At 64.1% G+C, this 25687-nt stretch carries 24 protein-coding genes; 17 read left to right on the top strand and 7 right to left on the bottom strand.

What is annotated here, in order from left to right:
- The first annotated feature begins 141 nt into the window (after window positions 1–141).
- From NLY42_RS25310 to lpxK, 6 genes are all read left to right on the top strand, one after another.
- A complete protein-coding gene (locus NLY42_RS25310) occupies window positions 142–1485 on the top strand; it encodes a TldD/PmbA family protein (RefSeq protein WP_023756405.1) in 1344 nt (447 codons plus the stop codon).
- A complete protein-coding gene (locus NLY42_RS25305) occupies window positions 1472–2278 on the top strand; it encodes a 3'(2'),5'-bisphosphate nucleotidase CysQ (RefSeq protein WP_023694437.1) in 807 nt (268 codons plus the stop codon). The genes NLY42_RS25310 and NLY42_RS25305 overlap by 14 nt, the downstream gene beginning before the upstream one ends.
- Before the next feature lie 68 nt (window positions 2279–2346).
- Entirely contained in the window at window positions 2347–2592 is a 246-nt protein-coding gene (locus tag NLY42_RS25300; RefSeq protein WP_023682943.1) for a DUF4170 domain-containing protein, read from the top strand.
- 5 nt (window positions 2593–2597) lie between these two features.
- Window positions 2598–3386, top strand: coding sequence for a lysophospholipid acyltransferase family protein (locus tag NLY42_RS25295; protein ID WP_023682942.1), 789 nt, complete (start codon window positions 2598–2600; stop codon window positions 3384–3386).
- Window positions 3383–4699 (top strand): lipid IV(A) 3-deoxy-D-manno-octulosonic acid transferase, encoded by a 1317-nt coding sequence (gene waaA, locus NLY42_RS25290; protein ID WP_023694436.1) that lies wholly within the window; start codon window positions 3383–3385, stop codon window positions 4697–4699. Before NLY42_RS25295 ends, waaA begins: the two co-directional genes overlap by 4 nt.
- Window positions 4700–5728 (top strand): tetraacyldisaccharide 4'-kinase, encoded by a 1029-nt coding sequence (gene lpxK, locus NLY42_RS25285; protein WP_023753739.1) that lies wholly within the window; start codon window positions 4700–4702, stop codon window positions 5726–5728. It abuts the gene before it with no gap.
- Window positions 5729–5958: 230 nt separating this feature from the next.
- Here the strand turns inward: lpxK and NLY42_RS25280 are convergent, their stop codons facing one another.
- Window positions 5959–6192, bottom strand: a complete 234-nt coding sequence (locus NLY42_RS25280) for a DUF2093 domain-containing protein (RefSeq protein WP_023694434.1) — start codon at window positions 6190–6192, stop codon at window positions 5959–5961.
- A 112-nt stretch (window positions 6193–6304) separates the two neighbouring features.
- Between NLY42_RS25280 and NLY42_RS25275 the strand changes: the two genes are divergently transcribed.
- Window positions 6305–6910 carry a hypothetical protein gene (locus tag NLY42_RS25275; protein ID WP_023753738.1) on the top strand — a complete coding sequence of 202 codons (606 nt, stop codon included), beginning with the start codon at window positions 6305–6307 and terminating at the stop codon, window positions 6908–6910.
- Between the two features lie 17 nt (window positions 6911–6927).
- On the opposite strand, the gene NLY42_RS25270 is transcribed toward NLY42_RS25275, so the two are convergent.
- Complete coding sequence (locus NLY42_RS25270; protein ID WP_023734233.1) at window positions 6928–7854, bottom strand: LysR substrate-binding domain-containing protein; 927 nt, start codon at window positions 7852–7854, stop codon at window positions 6928–6930.
- A 92-nt stretch (window positions 7855–7946) separates the two neighbouring features.
- Here NLY42_RS25270 and NLY42_RS25265 point away from each other — a divergent pair, with 92 nt between their 5' ends.
- Both NLY42_RS25265 and NLY42_RS25260 read left to right on the top strand, forming a co-directional pair.
- Entirely contained in the window at window positions 7947–8840 is an 894-nt protein-coding gene (locus NLY42_RS25265) for a DMT family transporter (RefSeq protein ID WP_023753737.1), read from the top strand.
- 80 nt (window positions 8841–8920) lie between these two features.
- Complete coding sequence (locus tag NLY42_RS25260; protein WP_156933766.1) at window positions 8921–9712, top strand: hypothetical protein; 792 nt, start codon at window positions 8921–8923, stop codon at window positions 9710–9712.
- Between the two features lie 25 nt (window positions 9713–9737).
- Here the strand turns inward: NLY42_RS25260 and mutL are convergent, their stop codons facing one another.
- Together mutL and NLY42_RS25250 are read right to left on the bottom strand one after the other, a co-directional pair.
- Entirely contained in the window at window positions 9738–11591 is a 1854-nt protein-coding gene (gene mutL / locus NLY42_RS25255; protein WP_023753736.1) for a DNA mismatch repair endonuclease MutL, read from the bottom strand.
- Window positions 11592–11865: 274 nt separating this feature from the next.
- On the bottom strand, window positions 11866–12768 hold the full coding sequence (locus tag NLY42_RS25250) for a LysR substrate-binding domain-containing protein (RefSeq protein ID WP_023753735.1): 903 nt from the start codon (window positions 12766–12768) through the stop codon (window positions 11866–11868).
- 89 nt (window positions 12769–12857) lie between these two features.
- Between NLY42_RS25250 and NLY42_RS25245 the strand changes: the two genes are divergently transcribed.
- From NLY42_RS25245 to NLY42_RS25225, 5 genes are all read left to right on the top strand, one after another.
- On the top strand, window positions 12858–14408 hold the full coding sequence (locus NLY42_RS25245) for a trimethylamine methyltransferase family protein (RefSeq protein WP_023753734.1): 1551 nt from the start codon (window positions 12858–12860) through the stop codon (window positions 14406–14408).
- A gap of 61 nt (window positions 14409–14469) precedes the next feature.
- Window positions 14470–16119, top strand: coding sequence for an ABC transporter substrate-binding protein (locus tag NLY42_RS25240; protein WP_023753733.1), 1650 nt, complete (start codon window positions 14470–14472; stop codon window positions 16117–16119).
- 93 nt (window positions 16120–16212) lie between these two features.
- A complete protein-coding gene (locus tag NLY42_RS25235) occupies window positions 16213–16692 on the top strand; it encodes a DUF3828 domain-containing protein (RefSeq protein WP_023753732.1) in 480 nt (159 codons plus the stop codon).
- 4 nt (window positions 16693–16696) lie between these two features.
- Window positions 16697–17302, top strand: coding sequence for a YqhG/Tai3 family protein (locus NLY42_RS25230; RefSeq protein ID WP_023753731.1), 606 nt, complete (start codon window positions 16697–16699; stop codon window positions 17300–17302).
- An 18-nt stretch (window positions 17303–17320) separates the two neighbouring features.
- On the top strand, window positions 17321–18199 hold the full coding sequence (locus NLY42_RS25225; RefSeq protein WP_023753730.1) for an alpha/beta hydrolase: 879 nt from the start codon (window positions 17321–17323) through the stop codon (window positions 18197–18199).
- A gap of 7 nt (window positions 18200–18206) precedes the next feature.
- On the opposite strand, the gene queF is transcribed toward NLY42_RS25225, so the two are convergent.
- Complete coding sequence (gene queF, locus NLY42_RS25220) at window positions 18207–18668, bottom strand: preQ(1) synthase (RefSeq protein ID WP_023682931.1); 462 nt, start codon at window positions 18666–18668, stop codon at window positions 18207–18209.
- Between the two features lie 140 nt (window positions 18669–18808).
- On the opposite strand from queF, the gene NLY42_RS25215 reads away from it, so the two are divergent.
- On the top strand, window positions 18809–20854 hold the full coding sequence (locus NLY42_RS25215) for an oxidoreductase (protein WP_023753729.1): 2046 nt from the start codon (window positions 18809–18811) through the stop codon (window positions 20852–20854).
- Between the two features lie 220 nt (window positions 20855–21074).
- Here the strand turns inward: NLY42_RS25215 and NLY42_RS25210 are convergent, their stop codons facing one another.
- Window positions 21075–21482 (bottom strand): hypothetical protein, encoded by a 408-nt coding sequence (locus NLY42_RS25210; protein WP_023745497.1) that lies wholly within the window; start codon window positions 21480–21482, stop codon window positions 21075–21077.
- Window positions 21483–21674: 192 nt separating this feature from the next.
- On the opposite strand from NLY42_RS25210, the gene NLY42_RS25205 reads away from it, so the two are divergent.
- Window positions 21675–22079, top strand: a complete 405-nt coding sequence (locus tag NLY42_RS25205) for a MarR family winged helix-turn-helix transcriptional regulator (protein ID WP_023672921.1) — start codon at window positions 21675–21677, stop codon at window positions 22077–22079.
- Between the two features lie 21 nt (window positions 22080–22100).
- Here NLY42_RS25205 and NLY42_RS25200 read toward each other — a convergent pair whose 3' ends face one another.
- Window positions 22101–24167 (bottom strand): putative bifunctional diguanylate cyclase/phosphodiesterase, encoded by a 2067-nt coding sequence (locus NLY42_RS25200; RefSeq protein ID WP_023724848.1) that lies wholly within the window; start codon window positions 24165–24167, stop codon window positions 22101–22103.
- Between the two features lie 310 nt (window positions 24168–24477).
- On the opposite strand from NLY42_RS25200, the gene NLY42_RS25195 reads away from it, so the two are divergent.
- Window positions 24478–25665, top strand: coding sequence for a glycine C-acetyltransferase (locus NLY42_RS25195; protein WP_023753727.1), 1188 nt, complete (start codon window positions 24478–24480; stop codon window positions 25663–25665).
- Window positions 25666–25687: the final 22 nt, after the last annotated feature.

The following is a 25687-nucleotide window of genomic DNA, read 5'->3' as shown; positions in this document are numbered from 1 at the left end:
CCGCGGATGGGCTTTGCGGGCCGCTTGGGCGCTATGCCGCAGCGGGACAATTGCCCGTGCGCCATTGCACAAGCCGCATTGGGACAATAGATGGTGCAACAGCCGCTACCGCCCGGCGCGGCTTCAGCCAGGACCACGCGCATGACCGATACATCAGAGGCAGCGAAATTGACCGACCGCGTCGCGGCACTGGTCGAGGCTGCCAAGCGGGCCGGCGCCGACGCCGCCGACGCGGTTGCCGTGCGCGGCCGCTCGATCGGCGTGTCGGTGCGGCTGGGCAAGGTCGAGAACACTGAGGCGTCCGAGGGCGACGATGTCTCGCTGCGCGTCTTCGTCGGCAACCGGGTGGCGAGCGTCTCGGCGACGGCGGCATCGGACCCCAGGGCATTGGCCGAGCGCGCCGTGGCCATGGCCAAAGTCTCGCCCGAGGATCCCTATCAGGGTCTCGCCGATCCGGCTTTGCTGGTCGGCAAGGTGCGCGACCTCGATCTGTTCGACGCCACCGAGGTTTCGGCCGATCAGTTGAAAGAAGCGGCCCTTGCCGCCGAGGAAGCAGCCCTTGCCGTCAAGGGCGTCACCAATTCGGCCGGCAGCGGCGCCAGCGCCGGTCTTGGCGGGCTGGTGCTGGCCACGTCGAACGGCTTCGTCGGCCACTATGTCGCATCGCGCTTTTCGCGTTCGGCCAGCGTTATTGCGGGCGAAGGCACCGGCATGGAGCGCGACTACGAATACTCCTCGAACCAGCATTTTTCCGATCTCGACGCGCCGGACCTGATCGGCCGCAAGGCCGGCGAGCGCGCCGTGCGCCGCCTCGGCGCACGCAAGGCGGCGACCGGTCCGGTCAACGTGGTGTTCGACCCGCGCGTCGCGCGCGGCATTGCCGGCCATCTCGCCGGCGCCATCAACGGCGCTTCGGTGGCGCGCAAGACCAGTTTTTTGCGCGAGATGATGGGCAAGCAGGTTGCGTCGGCTGCCATCACCGTCACCGACGAACCGCTGCGGCGTCGCGGCCAGGCCTCGCGCCCGTTCGACGGCGAAGGCGTCGAGGGCGAAAAGCTGTTGATGGTCGAGAACGGCGTGCTGAAGCACTGGTTCCTGTCGACGTCCGCCGCGCGGGAATTAGGGCTGACCACCAACGGACGCGGCGCGCGCAGCGGCTCGTCGGTATCGCCGTCTTCGACCAATCTCGCCATCGAGCCGGGCGACAGGACGCCGGAAGACCTGATCAGGTCGCTAAAATCCGGCTTTTATGTCACTGAAGTGTTCGGCCAGGGCGTCGACATGGTGACCGGCGAATACAGCCGTGGCGCATCCGGCTTCTGGATCGACAATGGTGAGCTTGCCTATCCGGTGGCCGAGGTGACCATCGCCTCGAATTTGAAGACGATGTTCCTCAATATGGTTCCGGCGAGCGATCTTGACCGCGATTTCGGCACTGCCGCACCGACGCTGCTGATCGAAGGAATGACCCTTGCCGGAGCGTGACCCGGTCATATCGGCCGGGGCCTCGGAAGACCTCGATCTGCTGCGCGACGCCGCCCGCGAGGCGGGCGCGATCGCCATGCGCTATTTCGGCAAAAACCCGCAAGTGTGGATGAAGGGCGGCACCTCGCCGGTCAGCGAAGCCGACCACGCGGCGGACGCCTATCTGCGCGATACCCTACTGGCGGCCCGGCCGGACTATGGCTGGCTGTCGGAGGAAACGACTGACGATCCGGCGCGGCTTCTGGCGCGGCGCACCTTTGTCGTCGACCCCATAGACGGCACCCGCGGCTTCCTCGAAGGTCTGCGCTCGTGGTGCGTCAGCGTCGCGGTGGTCGAGAATGGCCGCACGCTCACCGGTGTGCTCGAATGTCCGGCCAAGGGCGAAACCTATTGGGCGCTGCCTGGCCGTGGAGCTTTCCGCAACGGCAAGCCGATTGCCGTGCGCGGCCTGGGTAAGACGGTCGAGATCGGCGGGCTGAAGCAGTTGATCGACCTGATGCCGGCGCAATGGCAGGGCCGGGTGCGGCGGGCGGCGCACATTCCCTCTCTCGCCTACCGGCTGGCGATGGTCGCCAACGGCACGCTCGACGCAACCTTCGTCAAGCCCAACGCGCATGACTGGGATATCGCCGCCGCCGATCTCATCTTGCGCGAGGCTGGCGGCGCCGTGCTCGACGGCCATGGCCGCGCGCCGCTTTATGCCGGGGAGATCATCCGTCACGGCGCGCTGGTCGCCGGCAGCGGGCAGTTGCTGACCGTGCTTGCCGGCGTCATTGCCGATACGGAAGCGTGATCGAAGGTTCCAAAGTCGGCAGCTTTGGGCTAGACCTGTCGCAAACTCACAATATGTGAAGGACCGAAATGGCCGCGGAAGACGGAAAGAAACAGCTTTTGCACCTGGTGTTCGGCGGCGAGCTGAAGAAGCTGGGAGGCACCGAGTTCCGCGATCTCGACGCGCTCGACATCGTTGGGGTTTATCCGGACTATCAAACCGCGCACACCGCGTGGAAGGCAAAGGCGCAAGCCAGCGTGGACAATGCCCATATGCGCTATTTCGTCGTCCATCTGCACCGGCTGCTCGACCCTGAAAGCAAGGCCGCCGGTTGACAGCGATGGAGCATGAAGCGGTGAAAGGGCAGCCCACCGGCGCCGCGGTCCGAAGAAGACGCGGCGGCAGTTCGAAGACATTCTGGCGCAAGATCCGCGAGCCGTTGGCGCAGTCGCGAATCGTCAAGAGCATGATCGTCAGCCTGCTCGCCCAGTTCGTCCGCCTGGTGCGCCTGACCAACCGCGTGGTCGAAGGCTCGGCTAAATTTTCAGGCGGCGACTACGCCGAATTCGAACCCGGCATCATCGCGCTCTGGCATGGCCAGCATCTGCTGACCCCAGCCTATTATCCCAAGGGACGGCCGCTGGTCGCCATGGTCTCGCGCAGCGCCGACGCCGAACTCAACGCGCTGATGATCGAAAAATTCGGCATCGAGGCGGTGCGCGGCTCCGGCGGGCGTGAAAGCACGAAGCATCTCGACAAGGGCGGCGCCAAGGCGCTCATCGCCCTGAAAAAGTCACTCGTGGCCGGCAAGAACGTCGCCATGATCGCCGACATTCCCCACGGCACGCCGCGCGACGCGGGGCTTGGTATCGTTCTGCTGGCACGCCTTTCCGGCCGGCCGATCATGCCTGCCGCCATCGCCACCAGCCGCCGCAAGGTGCTGGAAAGGAGCTGGGACAAGACCACCATCAACCTGCCGTTCGGCCGCTCCTCGATCGTCATCGGAACGCCGGTTTTCGTGCCGGCCAATGCCGACGAGGCCGAAATGGAGCGCAAGCGCCAGGAAGTCACGGCCGCGCTCAATGCCGCAACCGCCGAGGCCTATCGGCTCGTGGACGGCAGGCCATGAGCGTCGGCTGGGCGCGCGCCTTCCTGGCGGCCTACCGCCTTGCCGGTGCAGCCGCCTATCCGCTGATGGGTCCCTATGTCGCCTGGCGCACATCGCAGGGCAAGGAAGACCGCAGCCGCAGCCGTGAGCGCTACGGCGTTGCCGGGCGGCCGCGCCCCGAAGGGCCGGTGATCTGGATCCATGCGGCAAGCGTCGGCGAGACCCTTGCGGTCGTGCCGCTGGTGCAAAGCATCCTCGACTACGGTGTCAACATCGTGCTGACGACGGGAACAGTGACCTCGGCGCAGGTTGCCGACGAACGGCTGGGCGACCGCATCATCCACCAATATGTTCCGCTCGACCTCAAGCCGGCCGTCAGCCGCTTTCTCGATCACTGGCGGCCGGACCTGGCTATCATCGCCGAATCCGAGATATGGCCGATGACCATCCTCGAACTCGGCGCCCGACACGTGCCGCAGGTGCTGGTCAACGGCCGGCTCTCCGACCGTTCGTTCAGATCCTGGAAGAAGCGCGCCAACATCGCCGAGGCGCTGTTCGAGAACCTCGCACACGTCGTTGCCCAGTCGGATGTCGACGGCGAACGGTTTCGCGCGCTTGGCGCCCGGCCGGTCACCGTGTCCGGCAACCTCAAGGTCGACACCTTGCCGCCGCCGGTCGACGAACGGGCGCTGGCGACGCTGAAGCGCCAGATCGCCGGCCGCCCGACCTGGGCGGCAATTTCGACCCATGACGGCGAGGAGGTGGTCGCGGCGGAAGTCCACGCCACGCTCTACAAGCGCCACCATGGCCTGCTGACGATCATCGTCCCGCGTCATCCCGACCGCGCCGAAGCGCTGGCCGCACAGATTTCCGGCATGGGCCTGAAGCTGGCGCGGCGCAGCAAGGGCGACCGGATCACCGCCGACACCGATATCCTGCTCGGCGATACGATCGGCGAGATGGGGCTTTATCTCCGGCTGACGGAAATCGCCTTTGTCGGCCGCTCGCTGACCTCGGAAGGCGGCCAGAATCCGCTGGAGCCGGCCATGCTCGACACCGCTGTGCTGGCCGGCCGCAACGTCCAGAATTTTCGCGAGGCCTATCAGCGCCTGCTCGACAGCGGCGGCGCCAAGCTGGTGCGCGACCGCGACATGCTGGCCGGCGCCGTCAATTTCCTGCTGAGCAATGAAGTTGCGCGCCATGAGATGATGGCGGCCGGTGCCGCCACAGTCGACCAGATGCGCGGTGCGCTGGCGCACACGCTGAAGTCGCTCGAGCCTTATATCCAGCCATTGATCGTCAAGTCGCGCCTGAAGGGCGCCGACGGGCGATAGGTGGCGTCGGAAGCACCACCTTTCTGGTGGGAAGCGCCGGACTGGCGGGTCTTTGCGCTGTCGCCGCTATCAGCCGTCTATGGCATGGTCGCCGGCCGCCATATGCATCGGGCGATACGTGAAAAGATCGACGCGCCAGTGCTTTGCGTCGGCAACTTCACCGTCGGCGGCAGCGGCAAGACGCCGGTCGCCATCGCGCTGGCCAAGCAGGCCCGGCGCATGCAGCTCAATCCCGGATTCCTGTCGCGCGGCCATGGCGGCTCGTTCGCGCAGCCGCATGTCGTCGATGCCAGTCACGACGCTGCAAAGCATGTCGGCGACGAGCCGCTGCTTTTGGCCGAGCACGCGCCGGTTGCGGTGAGCCCCAACCGCGCTGCCGGCGCCAAGCTGCTCCTGGAAGCCCATGGTTGCGATTTCCTGATCATGGATGACGGTTTTCAGAGCGCGCGCATCCATATTGACTATGCGCTGGTCGTCGTCGACGCCCGCTACGGCATCGGCAACGGCCGCGTCATTCCGGGTGGACCGCTGAGAGCCAACATCGTCGACCAACTGGTGTTCACCGATGGGCTGTTGAAGATGGGCGAGGGCGCTGCCGCCGACAAGGTCGTGCGCCAGGCGGCGCGCGCCGGCCGGCCGATCTTCGAGGCGCATGCCGAGCCCGCCGCCAAGGAGCGGTTCGCCGGCCGGCGGTTCCTCGCCTTTGCCGGCATCGGTCACCCCGAAAAATTCTTCGAGACGCTGCGCGGCACGGGCGCGGAAGTGGCGCTGAGCCGGTCGTTTCCGGACCATCATTTTTATGCCCCCGACGAACTCGCCGAACTGGCGGCAACCGCGCGCCGTGAGGGACTGGGCCTCGTGACCACCGCCAAGGACGCAGCCCGGCTGCGCCACGGCGCTGCCCCGGCCGATTTCCTCGCTGAACTCGCCGTGCTGGAGATCGACGCCACGTTCGAACTCGACACTGTGCCGGAGCGCATCATCGACGAGACGCTGGATGCCTGGAGACAGCGGAAGCTGCGAGGGTAGGGCGTGCAGCGTCACGCGGAGATGCTGGCGGGACAGCACCCCCCTCTGGCCTGCCGGCCATCTCCCCCGCAAGGAGGGAGATCAGCAGCTTTGCCAATGGCGCTCATTCTGCAACGCTGTTGATTTGGCGAAAGCAAAGATGATCATCCAATCTCCCCCGTTGCGGGGGAGATGTCCGGCAGGACAGAGGGGGGTGTGAAGGAACGCGACCAACGGCTCTGTGCGCGCCTTTAACCCCGGCTGCGCAGGTCCGGATGCATCTCGATCTCGCGGCGCAGCGAGGCGGCGGCGCTGACATAGGGCTCCTGCCTGGCGACGCTCCAATATTTGAGCTCGTCCAGCGGAATGCTCTCGCCGGTCACCGCGCAGCGCACGAAGGCGCCGGGGCTGGTGACCTGGAAGTCGCCGTCGAGATAGCGGATACGGGCTTCCTTGCCGCCGGGGCCTTCGAAGCGGTTCATCATGGAGTGGTGCCAAGGTTCATGCTGATTTCATCGCCATAAATTGCCGGCAAGGTCAAGCTTGACGCAATGCTGAGGCGCTATTGTCGCTCCAAACCATTCTTATGGGACCGGTATGGACATTTCATCCGCCCGCCTGACCGCGCTGCTGCGTGAGGCCATGATGTTGGCAGCGTTGCCGTCGGCGAAGGCCGATCCGGCGAAAGCAGCACTTATAAAGGCGCTGGTGCAGCCGCCGACGCCGTCCGGCGCGCCTTTGCAGCAGGCAGCGGCGCCGGCGCTGCAGGCGCTGTTGTCCGCAGCCACCGCAAAGGGGCAGCAGACGGGTTCTGCCGAGGTCCTGCAAGCCTATCTGGCCCTTGCCGAGCCTAGTGACGCCACGCCCGACGATACCGGGCCGACAACCGCTGCGATAGGCAAGGCGACGCCAGCCAACGACGATGCACAGCGCGGTCTGCCGCTGCCGCCGGCAAGGGCCGAAGATGGCGCTGCCGCAAAGCCCGCAGGACTGCCCTGGTTTGCGCTTCTCGCACCCGTGGTTTCGCCGCAGCGCCGCGCTGCCACCACCGATATGCCAATGAAGCGGGAGCAGGCGACGTCTGGGCCGAATGACGCGGCCCAGCCGCAAGGCCGAAAGCAGACGCGTGTCGGTCTGATGGCGCTGGCAACCGGGTTTCTGGCCGTCGCCATTGTCGGGCTAGCCCTGCTGGTGCTTCGCTGAGCACCGAACGATCGCCGCTATCGCTCGGCTTCGAGGAATGCTTCCATCTTGTCCATCGCCAGCCCCGCCTCGACAGCGATACGGCGTGAAAGTTCGGCGGCAGCCGTGCGTGGCCGCCCCAGCGGTCGGTCGAGCCAGTACGACACCGGGTTCAGCGCCGTGCGCTCGTCAACGGCGACGATGCGGCCTGCCTCCAACTGGTGTCCGGTCAGCGGTGGCCGCGCCAGCGCGATGCCGAGCCCGTAAGCTGCGGCGTCGAGCACCAGATTGTAGTCCTCGAAGCGGCGATCCTGCGGGCGCGGGCGGTAGTCCATCCCTTGCGCGGCAAACCAGGCACGCCAGCCGGAGGCGTCGGAATCGTTGATCAGTGGAAACCTCAGCAGCCGGGCCGGGTCGCCGCGGCCGATCTCGCGGGCAAGGCCGGGCGCGGCGACGGGAAAGACATGTTCCTCGAACAGCTTCACCGAGATGCGGCCCGGAATGCCGCCGCGGCCGCAGCGGACCGACAGGTCGATGCCTTCATCGGCAAGGTCGGCCTGGCGGATGTCGACGTCGAGGACGATGCGCAGCTTGGTGGGATTGTTCTCCAGCGCCGCCATGCGTGGCATCAGCCACAGCCCGCTGACGGAGGGTATCGAGGTCAGCCGCACCACGGCGGTGCCGCGCGGCTCGACCCAGCGGTCGGAATGGCTGGAGATCAGCGCAAAGGCTTCCGCCGTGCGCAGATGCAGGCGGTTGCCCTCGATGGTCAGCGAGACGCCGCGCGCGCCGCGGTCGAACACTTTCAAGCCCAGCCAGTCCTCCAGCTTGGCGATCTGCCGGCTGACGGCGCCGTGGGTGATGTTGAGCTTCTCGGCCGCGGCCGAAAAGCTCCCCGTTCGCGCCGCCGCATCGAAGGCGCGCAGGGTCTCGAGCGGCACCATTGTGTCTGAGCTGTGATCCATAGTCACAGGTGATCCTCGATTTGATCGTTTGTCAACGGCGCCGAAAAGGCGCTTTCTGCCTTTCAACACTCTGGGAACCCGAGGACAGGCAGATGAGCGCAACGACCAGCACGTCGAATCCGACACAGCGGATGGACACCACGGCGGCCATCGCCGTGGCGTTGACGGTGGTCGGCTGGGCCTCGGCCTTTCCGGCGATCCGTGCCGGCCTCGCCGCTTTCGGGCCGCTGGAACTCGGTGCGCTGCGCTTTGCCATTGCCGCGGTGCCGGCGGCGATCTTTCTTGCCGTCAAGCGCCCGGCGCTGCCGAGGCTCGACGAAGTGTGGCGCCTGGTCTTTGGCGGCGCCATCTTCGTCGCGCTCTACACTGTCATGCTCAATTTCGGCGAACTGACCGTGTCGGCGGGTGCCGCCGGTTTCATCATCAATGTCAGCCCGATCTTCACCGCCATCATGGCAATGGCATTGCTCGGCGAGCGCTTCTCAAGCTGGGCCTGGTTCGGCACGGCGATTTCTTTCGCCGGCATCGGCATCATCGCCGTGGCTGACGGTAATGGCTTGAGTTTCGACACCGGCACGCTGCTGGTTCTTGGCTCCGCGCTGTGCTCGGCCGTCAACACGATCGTCCAGAAGCCGCTCTTTGCCCGCCATCACCCGCTGACCATTTCGGCCTCCAACATGATCCTTGGCGCGCTTTGCCTGGCACCCTTTCTGCCAAGCGGCTTTGCGCAGGCCGCGGTCGCCAACACAGCCGGGATCGGCGCCGTGATCTTTCTTGGCATCGTGCCCAGCCTGATCGCCTATGCCGCATGGGCAACCGCTCTGTCGCGTCTTCCGGCAGCGCGCGCCTCGAACTTCCTCTATCTGGTCTCGCCCATGTCGGCCCTGATCGGCTTCTTCTGGCTGGGCGAAGTGCCGACGCTACTTGGTATCCTCGGCGGCGCCCTGGCGCTGGGCGGCGTGATCGTGGTGAATTTAAAGCTTTAAAACAAATTATTTGAGCTGTTTTCGGACTCAACCCGAGAACCGCTTCCATCAGAATGCAGACACCCAGAGGAAGGACAGCTATGGTACGCTGCCTTCACTGGGGGACGGAATGGGAAGACTGTTCATATCGGCAATTTTTTTGCGTTTTGCTGCTGACCGGGAAAGCCGCCGCGGGCTGGTATCAGGTCGAAAACTACGAAGGCTCCATCGGACCTAACCCCGTCCACCTATCGCTGCAGAGATATGACAGTTTCGGCAGCGGGATTACGGTCGAGGGGAGCTATTTCCACGACGCGAAGCAAAGCCCGATAGCGGTGTACGGCAAGATCAGTGGCACCAGCGTCTTCCTTTGCGAGATTGCGGACGACAGGGAGTTCGACCGGGTGCTGGTCATGGGATCGAAAACGCCCGTTGGCACCACCGGATGTCCGTTTTCTCTCGACCTTGGCGAAAGCGGCGCAACAGGGACTTGGAGCAAGGGCTCGGACAAGTTCCCGATCACGCTGAAGAAGGTCGCAAACCTCGACGATACCGGTGAGGCGAAGGTTGACGGCACCGTCGAGATTCCCTTCTGGGCGCAGACAGCAACCCACAGATTTGCCGGGGTCTACGAGAAAGCGGGCTTTCTCGTCTGCATGAATAAGCTGCGGGTCATCGATAAGAAGAAAAAGAAGGTCGTTCAGGCAATCGCTTTCGATGACGACGATTGCGATGCCGGCATGCTGATGACTCCCATCTACATGAATGTTCAAAAACAGGTTGGGAGAAGCTTCGAGATAATCTCCGTGAATTTTCGCGGCGGTAGCGCCGGTTACTCAAGGGATTACGTTTTCTCTCATAGGTTCAAGGATTATCGCCTGTTGGTGAATTGAGCGTGTGGCCTGACCTGGCTTGTGCTCACCGCCGCCCAAACAGCCGCTCTATGTCGGCGAGCTTGAGTTCGATATAGGTCGGGCGGCCGTGGTTGCAGGTGCCGGAGCCGGGAGTCGCCTCCATCTGTCGCAGCAGTGCGTTCATCTCCTCGGCCTTGAGCAGCCGGCCGGAGCGCACCGAGCCATGGCAGGCCATGGTGGCGGCGATCTTGTCCAGCCGCTCTTTCAGCGTCTCGACGGTATCGTTGTCGGCGATCTCGTCGGCAAGATCACGCACCAATTGCTGGACATTGGTTTCGCCGAGCATCGACGGCGTCTCGCGCACCGCCACCGCGCCGGGACCGAAACGCTCAATGCCAAGGCCGAACCGGGCCAGCGTTTCGGAATGCATGGCCAGCCGCTCGGCATCCTCTTCCGGCAGGTCGACGATCTCCGGCAAGAGCAGCATCTGCGAGGGCACGGCCCGGGAATGCAGCGCATCCTTCAGGGCTTCGTAGACCAGCCGCTCATGCGCCGCATGCTGGTCGACGATGACAAGCGAATCCCTGGTTTGCGCGACAATATAGTTTTCGTGCACCTGCGCGCGCGCAGCACCGAGCGTTGTGCCAAGCAGCGTCTCGGCCGGCTCGGCCGTGCCTGCACGCGCGTCGGCGCTGACAAGCGGCCCGGCATCGAATGCAGCCTGGTCGTTTTCGCGGAAGCCGGCGCCGTCAAATCCCATATCCAGCGGCCGCTGCGGCGAGCGATCGAACCCGGCAAAGCCCGATGCGCGGTGGGCCGCGTCGTAGCTGCGATGGCCGTTGGCCGGGCCGGCATGGGCGTAGGACGCCGCCCCCGGCCGGAACGCCGCCATCATGCCGGCGGCACCGCTGGTGGCGGCGCGGATGCCGGCATTGGCCAGAGCCTCGCGGATGGCGCCGACGATCAGCCCGCGCACCAGGCCGGGGTCGCGAAAGCGCACATCGGCCTTGGCCGGGTGGACGTTGACGTCGACGGTCGCCGGATCGAGCGTCAGGAACAGCACGGTCACCGCGTGCCGGTCGCGCGGCAGCACATCGGCGAAAGCGCCGCGAATGGCGCCGGCAATCAGCTTGTCGCGCACCGGACGGCCGTTGACATAGGCATATTGCTGCAGCGCGTTGGCGCGGGTGAAGGACGGGATCGAGACGTGGCCGGTCAGGTGCACGCCGTCCCGGCTGGCGTCGATAGCGATGGAATTGTCGGGAAACTCGGCGCCCATTACCTGGGCGACGCGGCGCAGGCTGCCCTCGGTACTGTCATCGGTCGCCGGCAATTCCAGCGTCGAGCGGTCCGAGCCGGCCAGCGTGAAGCGCACGGCGGGGAAGGCGATGGCGATGCGCTTGAGCACGTCGCTGGTGGCCGAGCTTTCGGCCCGCTCGCCCTTCATGAATTTGAGCCGCGCCGGCGTGGCAAAGAACAGGTCGCGCACCTCGACCGTTGTGCCGCGATTGGCCGCCGCCGGTTTGACCGCCGAAACGCGGCCGCCTTCGATGGCGATCTCGGCGGCAGCGTCGCCTGCGGTCGTGCGCGAACGGATCGACAGCCGCGCCACCGAACCGATCGACGGCAATGCCTCGCCACGGAACCCGAGCGAGCGGATATCGTGAATGTTGTCGGCAAGTTTCGAGGTGCAGTGGCGCGCAATGGCCAGCGCCAGTTCCTGTTCGGGGATACCGGAGCCGTCATCGGTGACGCGGATCAGGTTCATCCCGCCGCCGGCAGTGACGACCTCGACGCGGGAGGCGCCGGCGTCGAGCGCGTTTTCGACCAGTTCCTTCACCACGCTCGCCGGACGCTCGATGACTTCGCCGGCGGCGATCTGGTTGATCATCGTTTCCGAAAGCTGGCGAATGGGCATGGGGGTATTATAGGCGGATTCGAAGGGTGTGCGGAAGGCTTCAATGAATGCCGGACATTGGAGACGCCAGCGGGACAGCACCCCCCTCTGGCCTGCCGGCCATCTCCCCCGCAAGGAGGGAGATCAGATGTCACGACGGCTTTCGCCAATCTCCAATGCTTGAAGGGTGACGCGACATATGAACTGCCAATCTCCCCCCTTGCGGGGGAGATGTCCGGCAGGACAGAGGGGGGTGTGAAGGAACTCCGCGATAGTGACTACGCTACAACCGATTTCAAGCTTGCGCCGCCAGCCAATCCCTTACCTTGCGCGCATTCTCGCTCAACTCGCGGTTCTTCGGCCAGACGATATAGAACGCCTTGCCGGTCCTAAGCACGTGATCGGTCACCGGCACCAGCAACCCCGTGGCCAGCAGCCGTTCGGCAAGATGCCGCCAGCCAAGCGCAATGCCCTGGCCCTCCATGACGCCCTGGATCACCAGGCCATAGTCGTTGATGCGCAGGCCGCGCGCGGTGTCGTCGAGGCTGCCTCCGGCCGACCGGAACCATTCGTCCCAGCTGGCCGCCTCGCGGTAGGGCTCCTCGAGATGGATCAGACGGTGCGTCGCCAGCTCCGCGACGCTCCTCGGCATGCCGAATTTCGCCAGATAGCTGGCGCCTACCACCGGGAAGATTTCCTCGTCGGCCAGCGGCAGCGAATGATAATCGGCCCAGTCGCGCGGTTCGCCGCCGCGCACGGCGAGCGGGATGCCCTCGGCGATAATGTCGAGGTCGCGGTCGGCGGTCTGGATGCGCAGGTCGATGCCAGGCAACTCGTCGCGGAACTGCTGCAGGCGCGGCATCATCCAGAACGAGCCGAAGGCGGTCGACGCGGCCAGCGTGACATGGCCGCCGGTCGCCTGCAGGCGCAGATCCTCCGCCGATTTGCGGATGTGTGAGAGTCCCAGCGAGACGTCGGCATGAAAACGCTCGCCCGCCTCTGTCAGGACGACCTGGCGGTGACGGCGCTGGAAGAGTTGAGCACCGAGCTGTTCCTCCAGCCCACGCACCGCATACGAGACGGCGGCCTGCGTCATGCCGAGCTCGCGCCCGGCGGCGGTGAAGCTCGACAGCCGGCCCGCCGCCTCGAAGACGATCAGGCTGCCGGCCGAGGGCAGGAGGTGGCGCAGGCTTCGCATAAGCTGAGCTTATACAAGAGATCAGGATTTTCCAGCATCACATCCATATTTCCTCTCGCTAACTTGGTTGGACGGAATGAGGAGGCTCCATGAACGCACCGGCCACTGAACTGACCGAGCAAACCCACCGCCGCGGCGGCGGTCGCCTCGGACGCAAGGCGCTGAGGAGCGCCCCCGTCACCTCGTTCCCGACGCTGGTCCGCGAGATCCCCACCTACCAGATGGTCCCGGACGAGGCGGTGGAACTGATCCACCAGGAGTCACTCGCCATCCTCGAAGAGGTCGGTTGCGAGTTCCGCGACGACGAGGCGATCGCCATGTGGAAGGCGGCGGGCGCCGACGTGTCCGAGACACGCGTCCGCATCGACCGCGGCCTGCTGATGGAACTGGTCGCGAAGGTTCCGTCCGAATTCACCCTCAATGCGCGTAATCCCGAGCGCACCGTGCGCGTCGGCGGCAAGAACTCCATCTTCGCGCCGATGTATGGCGCGCCTTACGTGCGCGACCTCGACAACAACCGGCGTTATGGCACGCTTGAAGACCTCAACAATTTCCACAAGCTCGCCTACATGGCCCCGGCGCTGCATTCGTCGAGTTCGATCATCTGCGAGCCGATGGAGATCGCGGTGCCGAAACGGCATCTCCACATCATCCATTCGGCGCTGAAGCATTCCGACAAGCCGTTCATGGGCATCGTTACTTCCAAAGACCGCGCCGAAGACACGATGGCGATGGCGGGCATCGTCTTTGGCGAAGATTTCGTTCGCGACAACCCGGTGCTGGTGTCGATTACCAACTGCAACTCGCCGCTGGTGTGGGACGCCACCATGCTGGACGCGATGAAGGTCTATGCGCGCAGCAATCAGCCGCTGATCCTGGCTCCCTTTGCGCTGTGCGGCGCATCGACTTCGGCCTCGGCCGTCGGCGCGGTGGCGCAGGTCAATGCCGAAGCATTGGCCGGGGTCGCTTTCACCCAACTGCTGCGCCCGGGTTCGCCCCAGATCTACGGCCAGTTCATGGTGACGGTTGACATGAAGACCGGCGCGCCGATGGGCGGCACGCCGGAGGCTGCGCAGATGATGTATCTGATGGGCGCGTTGGCGCGGAAATACAAACTGCCCTGGCGAACCTCCGGCTTCCATGTCGGCTCCAAGCTCAACGACGCCCAGGCCGGCTATGAATCCAACATGCTGATGCATGCCGCCATCCTCGCCGGCGCCAATTACATCTGGCACTCCGCCGGCTGGCTCGAGGCCGGGCTCACCTGCGGCTATTCGAAATTCGCCACCGACTGCGAGCAGCTTGTCGGCTGGTACAAATATGCCGGCGGCCTGTCGTTCGACGACTTCAAGGAGGCCATGGCGGCGATCCGCGAAGTCGGGCCGCAGGGCCATTTCCTCGGCACCCAGCACACGCTCGATCACTACGAGTCGGCATTCTTCATGCCCACCATCATGGATTTCAACTCCTACGAACAATGGAAGGCTGGAGGGGCGAAGGACCACGACACGCGCGGCCGCGAGAAAGCCCGCAACATGCTGGCCGACTATGAAGAGCCGAAACTCGATGAGGGCATTGCCGAGGGCCTCAGGGACTTTATCGCGCAGCGCGAGGAGAGGCTGCCCGACAGCGTTAGCTAAGAGAACGACGAATGAGTTGATAACGGGCGAAGACCCGATGGGAACCGCAAGGGAGAAAGACATGACACTTTTCAAAAGCAATGGCGATCGCGTGCCAACGGCCATCGAGGCGATGGCGCAAGAGACGCGTGCTGGCCGTATGGACCGGCGCGACTTTCTTGCATTGGCAAGTGCGTTCGGCGCATCGACGGCGCTGGCCTACGGCATGATCGGCCTTGCCGCGCCGGGACAGGCTTTTGCCGAGGAGCCGAAGAAGGGCGGCACGCTGCACATATCGATGTCGGTCAAGGCCCAAAAAGATCCGCGCACCTATGACTGGGTGGAACTCGCCAACATCTCGCGCTGCTGGCTGGAGCCGCTGGTCCGCTACACCAGGGAATTCACCTTCGAGCCAGTGCTGCTCGAAAGCTGGGACATCAATGACGACGCCACGGAATACACGTTGCATGTGCGCAAGGGGATCACCTGGAACAATGGCGATGCTTTCAACGCCGATGACGTGGTCTTCAATGTTACCCGCTGGTGCGAGAAGAAGGTCGCCGGCAACTCCATGGCCGCTCGCGTCGGCGGGCTGATCGACGAAAAGTCGGGCAAGGCCAGGGAAGGCGCGATCGCCAAGGTCGACGACAATACGATCAAGCTGACGCTCAGCGCGCCCGACATTTCGCTGATTCCGAACCTCACCGATTATCCCGCGCTCGTCGTCCACCGCAATTTCGACGCCGAAGGCGCCGACCCGGTCAAGAAGCCGATCGGCACAGGCCCGTTCGAACTGGTCTCCTACGATGTCGGCCAGAAGGCGGTGGTCAAGCGTCGTGAAAACGGCAAGTGGTGGGGCGGCGAAGCGCCGCTCGACAGCGTCGAGTTCATCGACTACGGCACGGATTTCAACGCTTCGATCAACGCCTTCGAATCCGGCGAGATAGACCTCAATTTCGAGACGCCGGCCGACTTCATCGACATCCTGGACAAGATGGGGCTGGAGAAGTCCGAGGTTGCGACGGCAACCACGCTGGTTGCCCGCACGAACGTTACCCACAAGCCCTATGACGACCAGCGGGTGCGCAACGCGCTGCAGATGGCGGTCGACAACAATGCGGTGCTGGAACTCGGCTATGCCGGGCGAGGGACGGTCGGTGAAAACCACCATGTCAGCCCTATCCATCCTGAATATTTCGCGCTGCCCAAGAAGACGCGCGACGCGGCCGGCGCCAAGAAACTGATGGCGGACGCAGGGCAGGCCGATTTCGAGCACGAGCTGATCACCGTCGAGGACGACTGGCAGAAGAACACCGGCGACGCGATTGCGGGCCAGTTGCGCGACGCCGGCATCAAGGTCAAGCGCACGGTGCTGCCGGGCTCGACCTTCTGGAACGACTGGACGAAGTATCCCTATTCGATGACCATCTGGTACATGCGCCCGCTTGGCGTCCAGGTGCTGGCGCTTGGTTATCGCACCGGCGAGGCCTGGAATGAATCGGCCTATTCCAACCCGGACTTCGACGCCAAGCTGAAGCAGGCGCTGTCGCTGATCGACGTGGAGAAACGGCGTGAGGTGATGAAGGATGTCGAGCAGATCCTGCAGGATTCCGGCGTCATCATTCAACCCTTCTGGCAGAAGCTCTACAGCCACATGAACAAGAAGGTGAAGAACTACGGCGTCCACCAGACCTTCGAGATGGACCTGCAGAACGTCTGGCTGGATGGCTGAGACGGTGCAGCCGGGGCTTCATGAGCCGCAAAAAAGCCGATATGCAGGATGTCTGGTATTGCCGCCTTGCCGCCAAACTTCCGGAGATCCTGCATGAAACCGATAGTGCTTGCCGCTGTCTTTTCGATTGCCTTGCCAGCGACGGTGCTGGCCGGGCCGGCTTCCAACGCCGTGAAGTTCTTTTATGTGCCCGAGGTGAAATTCGAGGGAGATGCAAAGTACCGCGACCGCTTCACCGAGCCGGTGACCAAGCTGTTCGATCTCAACGACCAGGCCACGAAGAACAAGCCCGACGAAGTCGCATGCCTCGACTTCGATCCCGGCCTCGACGCGCAGGATTTCGACCAGAAGTCGATTGCCAAGACATTGAAGCTGACCGAAACCGTCAATGGCGATACGGCCGAAGTCACCGCCACCTTCAGCCTTTTTGCGGAAGGCGATGATTCCAAACGCGAAATGCTGTGGTCGCTGAAGAAGATCGACGGCAAATGGAAGGTCGCCGACATCACCTCCAAGACCAGCAGCTGGACGCTGAGCGCGCTGGAATGCATGCCCGACAAAGCGCCGGAGTGATCCCGTGCTCCGCCGTCTTGCCCTGGCGCTGTCGCCCATGTGCGTGCTGGCGGTGGGTATGAGCGCAGCCGCAGCACAAGGCCTGTTGGGCCCGCCGCCAGCCAATGCGCCGGCCGTGGCGGCACCGGCCGGCGCAGCACCGCCCGCAAATCCACCCGGGACAGCGGTGGAACCGGCGACACCGCCGGTTGGGTGGCCGCCGGCCGAGCCGGCCGCGCCCGTCCTGGCGGGCTCGCCGACGGCTGTGGTCAAGCCGTTCTACGAACATCTCGGACTGGAGCTCGATCCGACCCAGCGCAAGAACTTCGTCGACCCGGCCAAGACCGTACTCGACAAGAGCGACGCGTTGCGCAAATCCGGGCAGGGCGAATGCCTCGACCCCAACATGGCGCTCGACAATGCCGATTACGACAAGCTTGCAATCGACAAGAGCCTGAAGAGCATCGAGGCCGTCAATGGTGATCAGGCCAAGGTGGTGGTCGCCTTCGTCGTCGAAGGCAACCAGCACCGGCTGGAGTGGAAGCTGAAGAAGGTCGACGGCGACTGGAAGATATCCGATCTGCTTTCGGTGACCGGTGAATGGGCGCTCAGCCAGTACCAGTGCGAATAAGCCGCCGATTGTTTCCGGGTGGTCGGCAATGAAGCTTCGCGTTTTGTCGCGATCGCGCTGGTCGGGTTGGGCGCTGCCGGCTGCGGCCTCGACTGGCACATCGGCACGATGCTGATCGCCCGCGCGGCTTGGCAAGCTTTGGCGGCTCCCGGCGATTTGCCCGTCGAGCGCGTCGTGCTCGACCAGCCCGGCGCTCCTGATCTGGTCGGCTGGGCGGCTGATCGAAAGGGCAGCTGCGGCGCGGTCGTGCTGCTGCATGGGCGCGGCGCCAACAGGCTGGCCCTGGTTCAAAGAGCGAAACTTTTGTTCGACGCCGGCTATTCCGTCGTCCTGTTCGACCTGTCCGGGCACGGCGAAAGCGGCGGTGCCATTCAAGGTTTCGGCTACACGGAAGGGCAGGACGCCGCCCGCATCATTGCCTATGCCAGGCAACGTTTTCCCGGCCAGAAGCTTGGCGCTGTCGGCTCGTCGCTAGGCGCCGCTGCTTTCGTCTTTGCGGCACAGCAAGCGCCCGCCGACGCCTATGTTCTGGAGCAGCTTTACGCGAGTTTGCGCGAGACCACGGCATGGCGCATGCCTTTCAACTTCTGGCGCGGTTTTCAGGCCGATGTGCTTTTGGCGCAGATGCCGCTTCGTCTGGGGTTGAGCGCCGGCAATGTCAGGCCGGTCGATCGCCTCGGCCAGATCAGTGAACCGCTGATGCTGCTTGCGGGAAGCACCGATCCCTTCATCGATCGCAGCCAGGTGCAGGCGCTGCACAGCGCTGCTGCCGGCTCACAACTGGTCTGGTTCGAAGGAGCGGGCCATGTGGACCTGCTGCGGTATGACCAGCCGCGCTATCGCGATGCCGTCCTTCCCTTTCTGGCGACAAAGCTCTGCCGAGCCGCCTATGGCTGACGTCAGTTCAGCCACGGCCGCGATAGGGGGCAACGCCGGTGTCGGGCAACCAGGCGCCTTCGGGCGGAGCGCCGGTCTGCCAGAAGACATCGATCGGAATGCCGCCGCGCGGATACCAATAGCCGCCTATGCGCAACCACAGCGGCTTCGTTGCCGCCACAATGCGGCGGCCGATCATCACCGTGCAGTCTTCATGGAAAGCGCCATGGTTGCGAAACGAGGTCATGAACAGTTTGAGCGACTTCGATTCCACGAGCGTGGCATCGGGTGCGTAGTCGATGACGATATGAGCGAAATCCGGCTGTCCGGTTACCGGGCAGAGCGAGGTGAATTCCGGGCAGGTGAAGCGCACGATCGCCGGCGGTCCGTCGCCGCGCTGGAACGGCACGGTCTCCAGGACCGCAGTCTCCGGGCTCTGTGGCGTCTCGACGTGGGCGCCGAGCTGGGTGAGGGTTTTGGTATCGATCATCGTGGTTTTCCTGGGGATTTTCCGCGCTCATTAGCATCGGATCAAAAAGTGTGCAGCGATTTTCGGATAAATTCGATGCTTAAGACAAGAACTGGAGCAGCGCGCGCTGCTCCGACACAAACTGGAATGGCAGGAAGATGATGACCAGCAACGACCCGCTTCTCCAGCCTTACCAGCTCAAACACCTGACGCTGAAGAACAGGGTGATGTCGACCAGCCACGAGCCGGCCTATTCAGAGGACGGCATGCCGAAACAGCGCTACCGGCTCTACCATGCCGAAAAGGCCAAGGGCGGCATGGCGCTGACCATGACGGCGGGCTCGGCCATCGTCTCGCGCGACAGCCCGGCCGCCTTTGGCAATCTGCATGTCTATGACGACCGCATCGTGCCGTGGCTGGCCGAACTGGCGGACGCCTGCCACGAGCATGACTGCAAGGTGATGATCCAGATCACCCATCTTGGTCGCCGCACCGGCTGGAACAAGGCCGACTGGCTGCCGGTGCTGTCGGCCTCGCCGGTGCGTGAGCCGGCGCACCGCGCGTTCCCCAAAACCATCGAGGACTGGGACATCGAGCGCATCGTCGCCGACTATGCGTCGGCTGCGCAGCGCTGCCAGGCCGCCGGCCTCGACGGCATCGAGTTCGAATCCTACGGCCATCTGATGGACGGCTTCTGGTCGCCCGCCACAAACCATCGCGACGACGAGTTCGGCGGTTCGCTCGACAACCGGCTGCGCTTCACCGACATGGTGCTGGATGCCGTGCGGGCGGCGGTCGGCGAAAAATTCGTCGTCGGCATCCGTATGGTCGCCGATGAGGATTTTGACAAAGGCCTGTCGAAGGAGGAGGGCGTCGAGATCGCCAGACGGCTCGCCAATTCCGGCAAGGTCGATTTCCTGAACATCATCCGCGGCTCGATCGAAAGCGACGCGGCGCTCACCAAGGTTATCCCGGTGACCGGCATGCGCTCTTCCCCGCATCTCGATTTCGCCGGCGAGGTGAGGGCGGCAACGAAATTTCCGACCTTCCATGCGGCGCGGATTTCCGATGTGGCCACGGCGCGCCACGCCATCGCGACCGGCAAGCTCGACATGGTCGGCATGACCCGCGCCCATATCGCCGACCCGCACATCATCAAGAAGGTCATGGAAGGTCGCGAGCACGAGATCCGGCCTTGCGTCGGCGCCACCTATTGCCTCGATCGTATCTATGAAGGCGGCGAAGCGCTCTGTGTCCACAATGCCGCGACCGGCCGCGAGGCCGAGATTCCGCAAATCATCGTCATGACCGAAGGGCCCAGGCGGAAAGTCGTCGTCGTTGGCGCTGGCGCTGGCGGGCTCGAGGCAGCTCGCGTCATGGCCGAACGTGGCCATCATGTCACGGTGCTTGAAGCCTCCGGTCAGGCCGGCGGCCAGGTCCGGCTCGCGACGCAGAACCCGCGCCGCAAGGAACTGATCGGCATCATCGACTGGCGGCTGGCCGAACTCGACCGGCTCGGCGTCGGGATCCGCTACGATACATGGGCCGAGCAGGACGATGTGCTGGCGCTGTCGCCCGATGTGGTGGTGATCGCCACCGGCGGCCTGCCGCAGAACCCGCCGCTGACATCAGGCGACAATCTCGTCACGTCGAGCTGGGACATCATGGCCGGCAGCGTCAAGCCGGCGGAGAACGTGCTGCTCTTCGACGACAATGGCGGCCACCAGGGCATGGGCGCGGCGGAGCTGATCGCCAATGCCGGTTCGAAGCTGGAGCTGGTTTCGCCGGAGCGCTTCTTCGCCCCCGAAATGGGCGGCATGAACCACGTGCCCTATATGCGCGCCTTCCAGGAGAAGGGCGTCACCATCACCATCAACACCAGGCTGCGCTCGGTACGGCGCGAGGGCAACCAGCTGGTCGCCGAACTCGCCTCCGACTTTGCCGACGGCTGGCGCGGCGAGAGGCGGGTCGACCAGGTGGTGGTCGAGCACGGCACGGCGCCGCTCGACGATCTCTATCTCCAGCTGAAACCGCTGTCGAAGAATGGTGGCGCGGTCGATTACGAGCGGCTGGTCGGCGGCGGCGATATTTTTCCTTCACGCAACCCCGAAGGGGGCTTCGTGCTGTTGCGCATCGGCGATGCGGTCGCCTCGCGCAACATCCATGCCGCCATCTATGACGGCATCAGGTTCGGCTTGCGGGTTTGAGCCTACAAGCCGGCCTACGGCTTGTTCCAAAGCTCGATCTCACCCTTCCGACGGGCGCAACTCGATCGATCAAAGTGATGGGTGGCGCGCAGCCAAACCTCTGTGCGGAGAGCCACCTTGCACATCCGTCCGAACTGCGCGCCGCGTACGCCACCAGCCGAGAGCCAGGCGACGCACGATGCGGAATGCTTTTCAACCGGGAGGCAACGCGCGGCAGGGCTCAAATCATCCTGGCCGTCGCCATGCAAAGTACGGTGAGTACCAGAAGCCAGGCGGCGATGCGCTCGCCGCGGGCCATTTTGGTGCGCAGCGCCGCTTCCGTTGCGGCGTCCGCGCCGGCAAGCTGCCGGCTTGTCTTGCGGACGACGACGCTGAGAACGCCGGCAGCGGCGAAGGCGGCCAGGATGCCCAGCGCCAGCACCATTTCCATCGAGCCGAAATAGGCGCCGTGGAAGAAATACCAGAGCAGGGCGCCGGTCACGAACACCATGCCGGCCGAGCCCATTTGCGGTCCGATAAAGCGCTCCGCCCTGATCTCGGGGTCGCGGGCAAGCGTGATGGTGGTGCCGGCCCAGAACACACCGGCCATGACGTGAAGGCCGATAACGACGATGTAGACATATTGCATGACCGCTTCCTCCTTGCCCGCCGTCCGTCCTCGGATCCCTGTCGAATGCAGGATGATACGAACTGGGTAGATCGACACGCATGATAGTTAGGTATCAAATGGTTCGATGTCAATGTATAATGCCGCGTTCCATCGCTCGGCGCCTTGTTCTACTGTCGGCGCATGACTCCCTTTGACCGTCCGCCAATCGGCATGAATCTCGCGCGCACCTCCAAGCTGGTGGCGCAGGCCTTTGACGCCGCTTTGGTCGAGGCCGGCGGCACGCTGCCGGTGTGGCTGACCTTGCTTTCGGTCAAGTCGAGCGAGCTTGCCAACCAACGCGAACTTGCCGGCATGATCGGCATCCAGGGCGCCACGCTCACCCACCATCTCAACGCCATGGAGGCGCAAGGCTTGCTGACGCGCCGCCGCGATCCGGACAACCGCCGGGTTCATCTGGTCGAACTGACGCAGGCGGGCGAAACGATGTTCCTGAAGCTGCGGGCGGCGGCTCTCATCTTCGACAAGCGGCTGCGCGCGGGATTGCCGGACGACAGGCTGGCGGAGTTCGCCGAGGTGCTGGCGGCATTGCGGGCGAATGTCGCGCCGGCCAAATGACCGGCACCGGTGGGCAATAGTCTAGGCTAAATTGCCCTGAAGCACCTTCAGCTTGGCTTTCTTCGGGCTGCGCGCCAGCAGCCATTCGCGCGCTTTGTCCTGCGGCATCGGGAAGGCGATGGAATAGCCCTGCACCTGATCGCAGCCGATTGCCATCAGCGAATCGAGCTCGGCTTCGGTTTCCGCGCCCTCGGCGACGATCGAAATGCCGAGACCGCGCGCCAGCTCGGTGATGGCGCGCACGATCTTGGTGTTGTCGCCATTCTCGTTGATGTTCTGGACGAAGCGGCGGTCGATCTTCAGCCGGTCGATCTCGTTGGGATTGACGTGGCTGAGCGAGGCATAGCCGGTGCCGAAATCGTCGAGCTCAAGATGGACGCCGGCAGCGCGGATGTGGCGCAGCTTCGCCGCGATGCCCGTCTTCTCGTCGTCGAGAATGACGGATTCGACGATTTCCAGCGACAGTTTCTGCGGAGCAAGGCCGGCCTTTTCCAGCGTCGCGAACAGGAAGCGGTCGAAGTCGGGTTCGCGCAGCTCGGTGCCGGACACGTTGACGGCAAGCCGGCCGAAAGCGATGCCGGCGCGATCCCATTCGGCTGCTTGCTCGATCGCCTTGGTAAAGACGATGCGGCCGATCTCGGGCATGAAGCCGCATTTTTCGGCGACCGGAATGAACTCGCCCGGCGCAATCATGCCGCGCTCGGCATGCTTCCAGCGCACCAGCGCCTCGATGCCGCTGATGGCGCCGTTGCTCAGCGACACCTGCGGCTGGAAATAGACTTGGAAGGCGTTCTCCGAAATCGCGACCTTGATGTCGTGCTCGAGCTGCTTGCGGTAGTCTAGCTCGCGCCTGAGTTCCTCGGAGAAGAACGAGAAGCTGCCGCCGCCGAGCTTTTTGGCGGAATAGAGCGCGAGGTCGGCGTGGACGAGCAGATCCTCGGCATTGTCGGCGTCGATGGGATAGACGGCAATGCCGGCGCTGGCCCCTGGAAGGATGGTCGTGCCCTGGAAGGTAATCGGCTCGTTGATCTCCTCCAGGATGCGCCGGGCCAGCATGTTGATGTCCTCGGGGCCGCCGGCGCCATTGAGGATCATCACGAATTCGTCGCCGCCAAGGCGCGCGCAGAGATCCGACGCACGGCAGGAATCGCGCATGCGCTGCGCGGTGACGACCAGCACATAGTCGCCGGCGGCGTGGCCGAGTGTGTCGTTGATCTGCTTGAACCGGTCGAGGTCGAGCTGGATGACCGCCAGCCTCTCGCGCCGGCGATGCGCGCCCTTGATCAGCGTTTCGAAGTGGTCGGTCAGGAAGGTGCGGTTGTGCAGGCCGGTCAGCCCGTCATGTACGGCGATGAAGGCCATCGAGTTGCGGGCATCGACAAGCTCGTGCGTCTTGCGCAGGATCGCCTTCGACATCGGCCGGAAGATGAAAAGCGCCACCAGGACGATGACGCCGATGGTGGCGTAGAACAAGGTGCGATGGAGATCGAGGAGCTTTTCCGACCGCTCGTCTGCGAATGCGGCGATGCGTTGGCCGAGCGCGGCATAACCCGACAGCGTCGCATTGGCGACGGAAGCATCGAGATTGACGCGCTCGCCGCCGCCCTTGTAGGCGGCATTGCCGGAGAGCTGGGATTCGAAGGACGAGATCAGCCTTTCGCCATTGGCGACCAGCCCGACCGAGAAATAGTCGAGGTGGAACGGCTTGCCGTAAAGGACGCTCTCGATCGACCTTGGGTCGGACAATGCCGGCGACAGCGGGTCGGCTCCCGTCTGTTTGAGCAGCAGGTCGTAGTTCGTCTCGAACTCGGCGGTCGCCTGTTTCAGCGCGGCAACTAGGGCCGGCTGCTTGTCACGCGCGGCGGAGCCGGTTGCGCTGGTCAAAAAGACAATGCGCTGCGACAGCGCCTTCTGGGTGCTGACGATGTCGAGCAGAGTATGGTTGTGCTGTTGCGCCGCCATCATCTGCTGCAGCAGGATGAAGGAGGCCATCACCATGGCGGCGATGATCAGCAGCGCCAGCCAGTAGCCGCTCTTGATCAGCAGGATGAGTTTGCCCGAGACGGTTTGCGCCGGCTGCTGCGACATATTCTAGGTGACCCCTCGGTCGAACTGATTCTGCCACCGATTCGTGGCGAGAAGACCATTGGCTTGAAAGGGTTAACAGGTCTGGAAGCCGGCGGAACTGTTGCTTCGGCAGTAAACGAAAGCTGCCGAGATGGTTATCATGTTCTTTCGCGGCATGGCCGTATTCGCGTGCCTGCTACTCCAGCATGCGGGCCATGCGATCGTGTCGCGCCAGGGTTGAGCCCGCCGTGCCACCGAAACGGTCGCTTTTGCGATGGATTTTTAGTGCGCGTAGCGCGACAGTCGCGCCAATCTCAACAGGACCTGATCCATGAGCGCGGCATTCCTCTCCCATATCGACAACGAACTGCAAGGGCTGAAATCCGCCGGGCTCTACAAATCCGAGCGGGTGATCACCTCGACCCAGTCGGCTGAGATCGAAGTCGGCGGCGACAAGGTGCTGAATTTCTGCGCCAACAACTATCTCGGCCTCGCCGACAGCTCAGAATTGCGCGATGCAGCCAAAGGCGCGCTGGACCGCTACGGCTACGGCATGGCCTCGGTGCGCTTCATCTGCGGCACGCAGGAAGAGCACAAGCAGCTTGAATCAACGATTTCATCATTCCTCGGCATGGACGACACCATCCTCTACGGCTCCTGCTTCGACGCCAATGGCGGCCTGTTCGAGACACTGCTCGGCGAGGAGGATGCGATCATTTCCGATGCGCTGAACCATGCCTCGATCATCGACGGTGTGCGGCTGTCGAAGGCCAAGCGTTTCCGCTACGCCAACAACGACATGGCCGATCTCGAAGCCCGGCTGAAGGAGGCGAAAGACTGCCGCTTCCGCCTGATCGCCACCGACGGTGTGTTCTCCATGGATGGCATCATCGCCAATCTGAAAGGCGTCTGCGACCTCGCGGAAAAGTACGGCGCCATGGTGATGGTCGACGACAGCCATGCCGTCGGCTTCGTCGGCAAGAACGGCCGCGGCTCGGCCGAGCATTGCGGCGTCGAGGGCAGGGTGGATATCATCACCGGCACGCTCGGCAAGGCGCTCGGCGGCGCCTCCGGCGGCTACACCTCCGGCAAAAGCCAGGTCGTCGACTGGCTGCGCCAGCGTTCGCGGCCTTATCTCTTCTCCAACACGCTGATGCCGGCGATTGCCGGCGCTTCCATCAAGGTGTTCGAGCTGATCCGCAATGGCGACGCCCTGCGCGAACGCCTCTATGCCAATGCGGCGCGCTTTCGCTCCGAAATGGGCAAGCTCGGCTTCACGCTGGCCGGCGCCGATCATCCGATCATTCCGGTGATGCTGGGCGATGCCAGCCTGGCGCAGGAAATGGCGGCGCGCATGCTGAAGCGCGGCATCTATGTCATCGGCTTTTCCTTCCCGGTGGTGCCGAAAGGCCAGGCGCGCATCCGCACGCAGATGTCGGCGGCGCATTCCAGCGCCGACATCGACCGCGCCGTGGCAGCGTTCGCGGCGGTGGGAAAAGAGTTGGGCGTCATTTCCTGATCGCCAAAAGCGATTCCGGATC

Source organism: Mesorhizobium sp. C372A (assembly GCF_030323245.1).
In the GTDB taxonomy this organism is placed as follows: Bacteria; Pseudomonadota; Alphaproteobacteria; order Rhizobiales; family Rhizobiaceae; genus Mesorhizobium.
The sequence above is the reverse complement of the archived record's forward strand: the minus strand, read 5'-3'. Positions and strand labels throughout refer to the sequence as shown.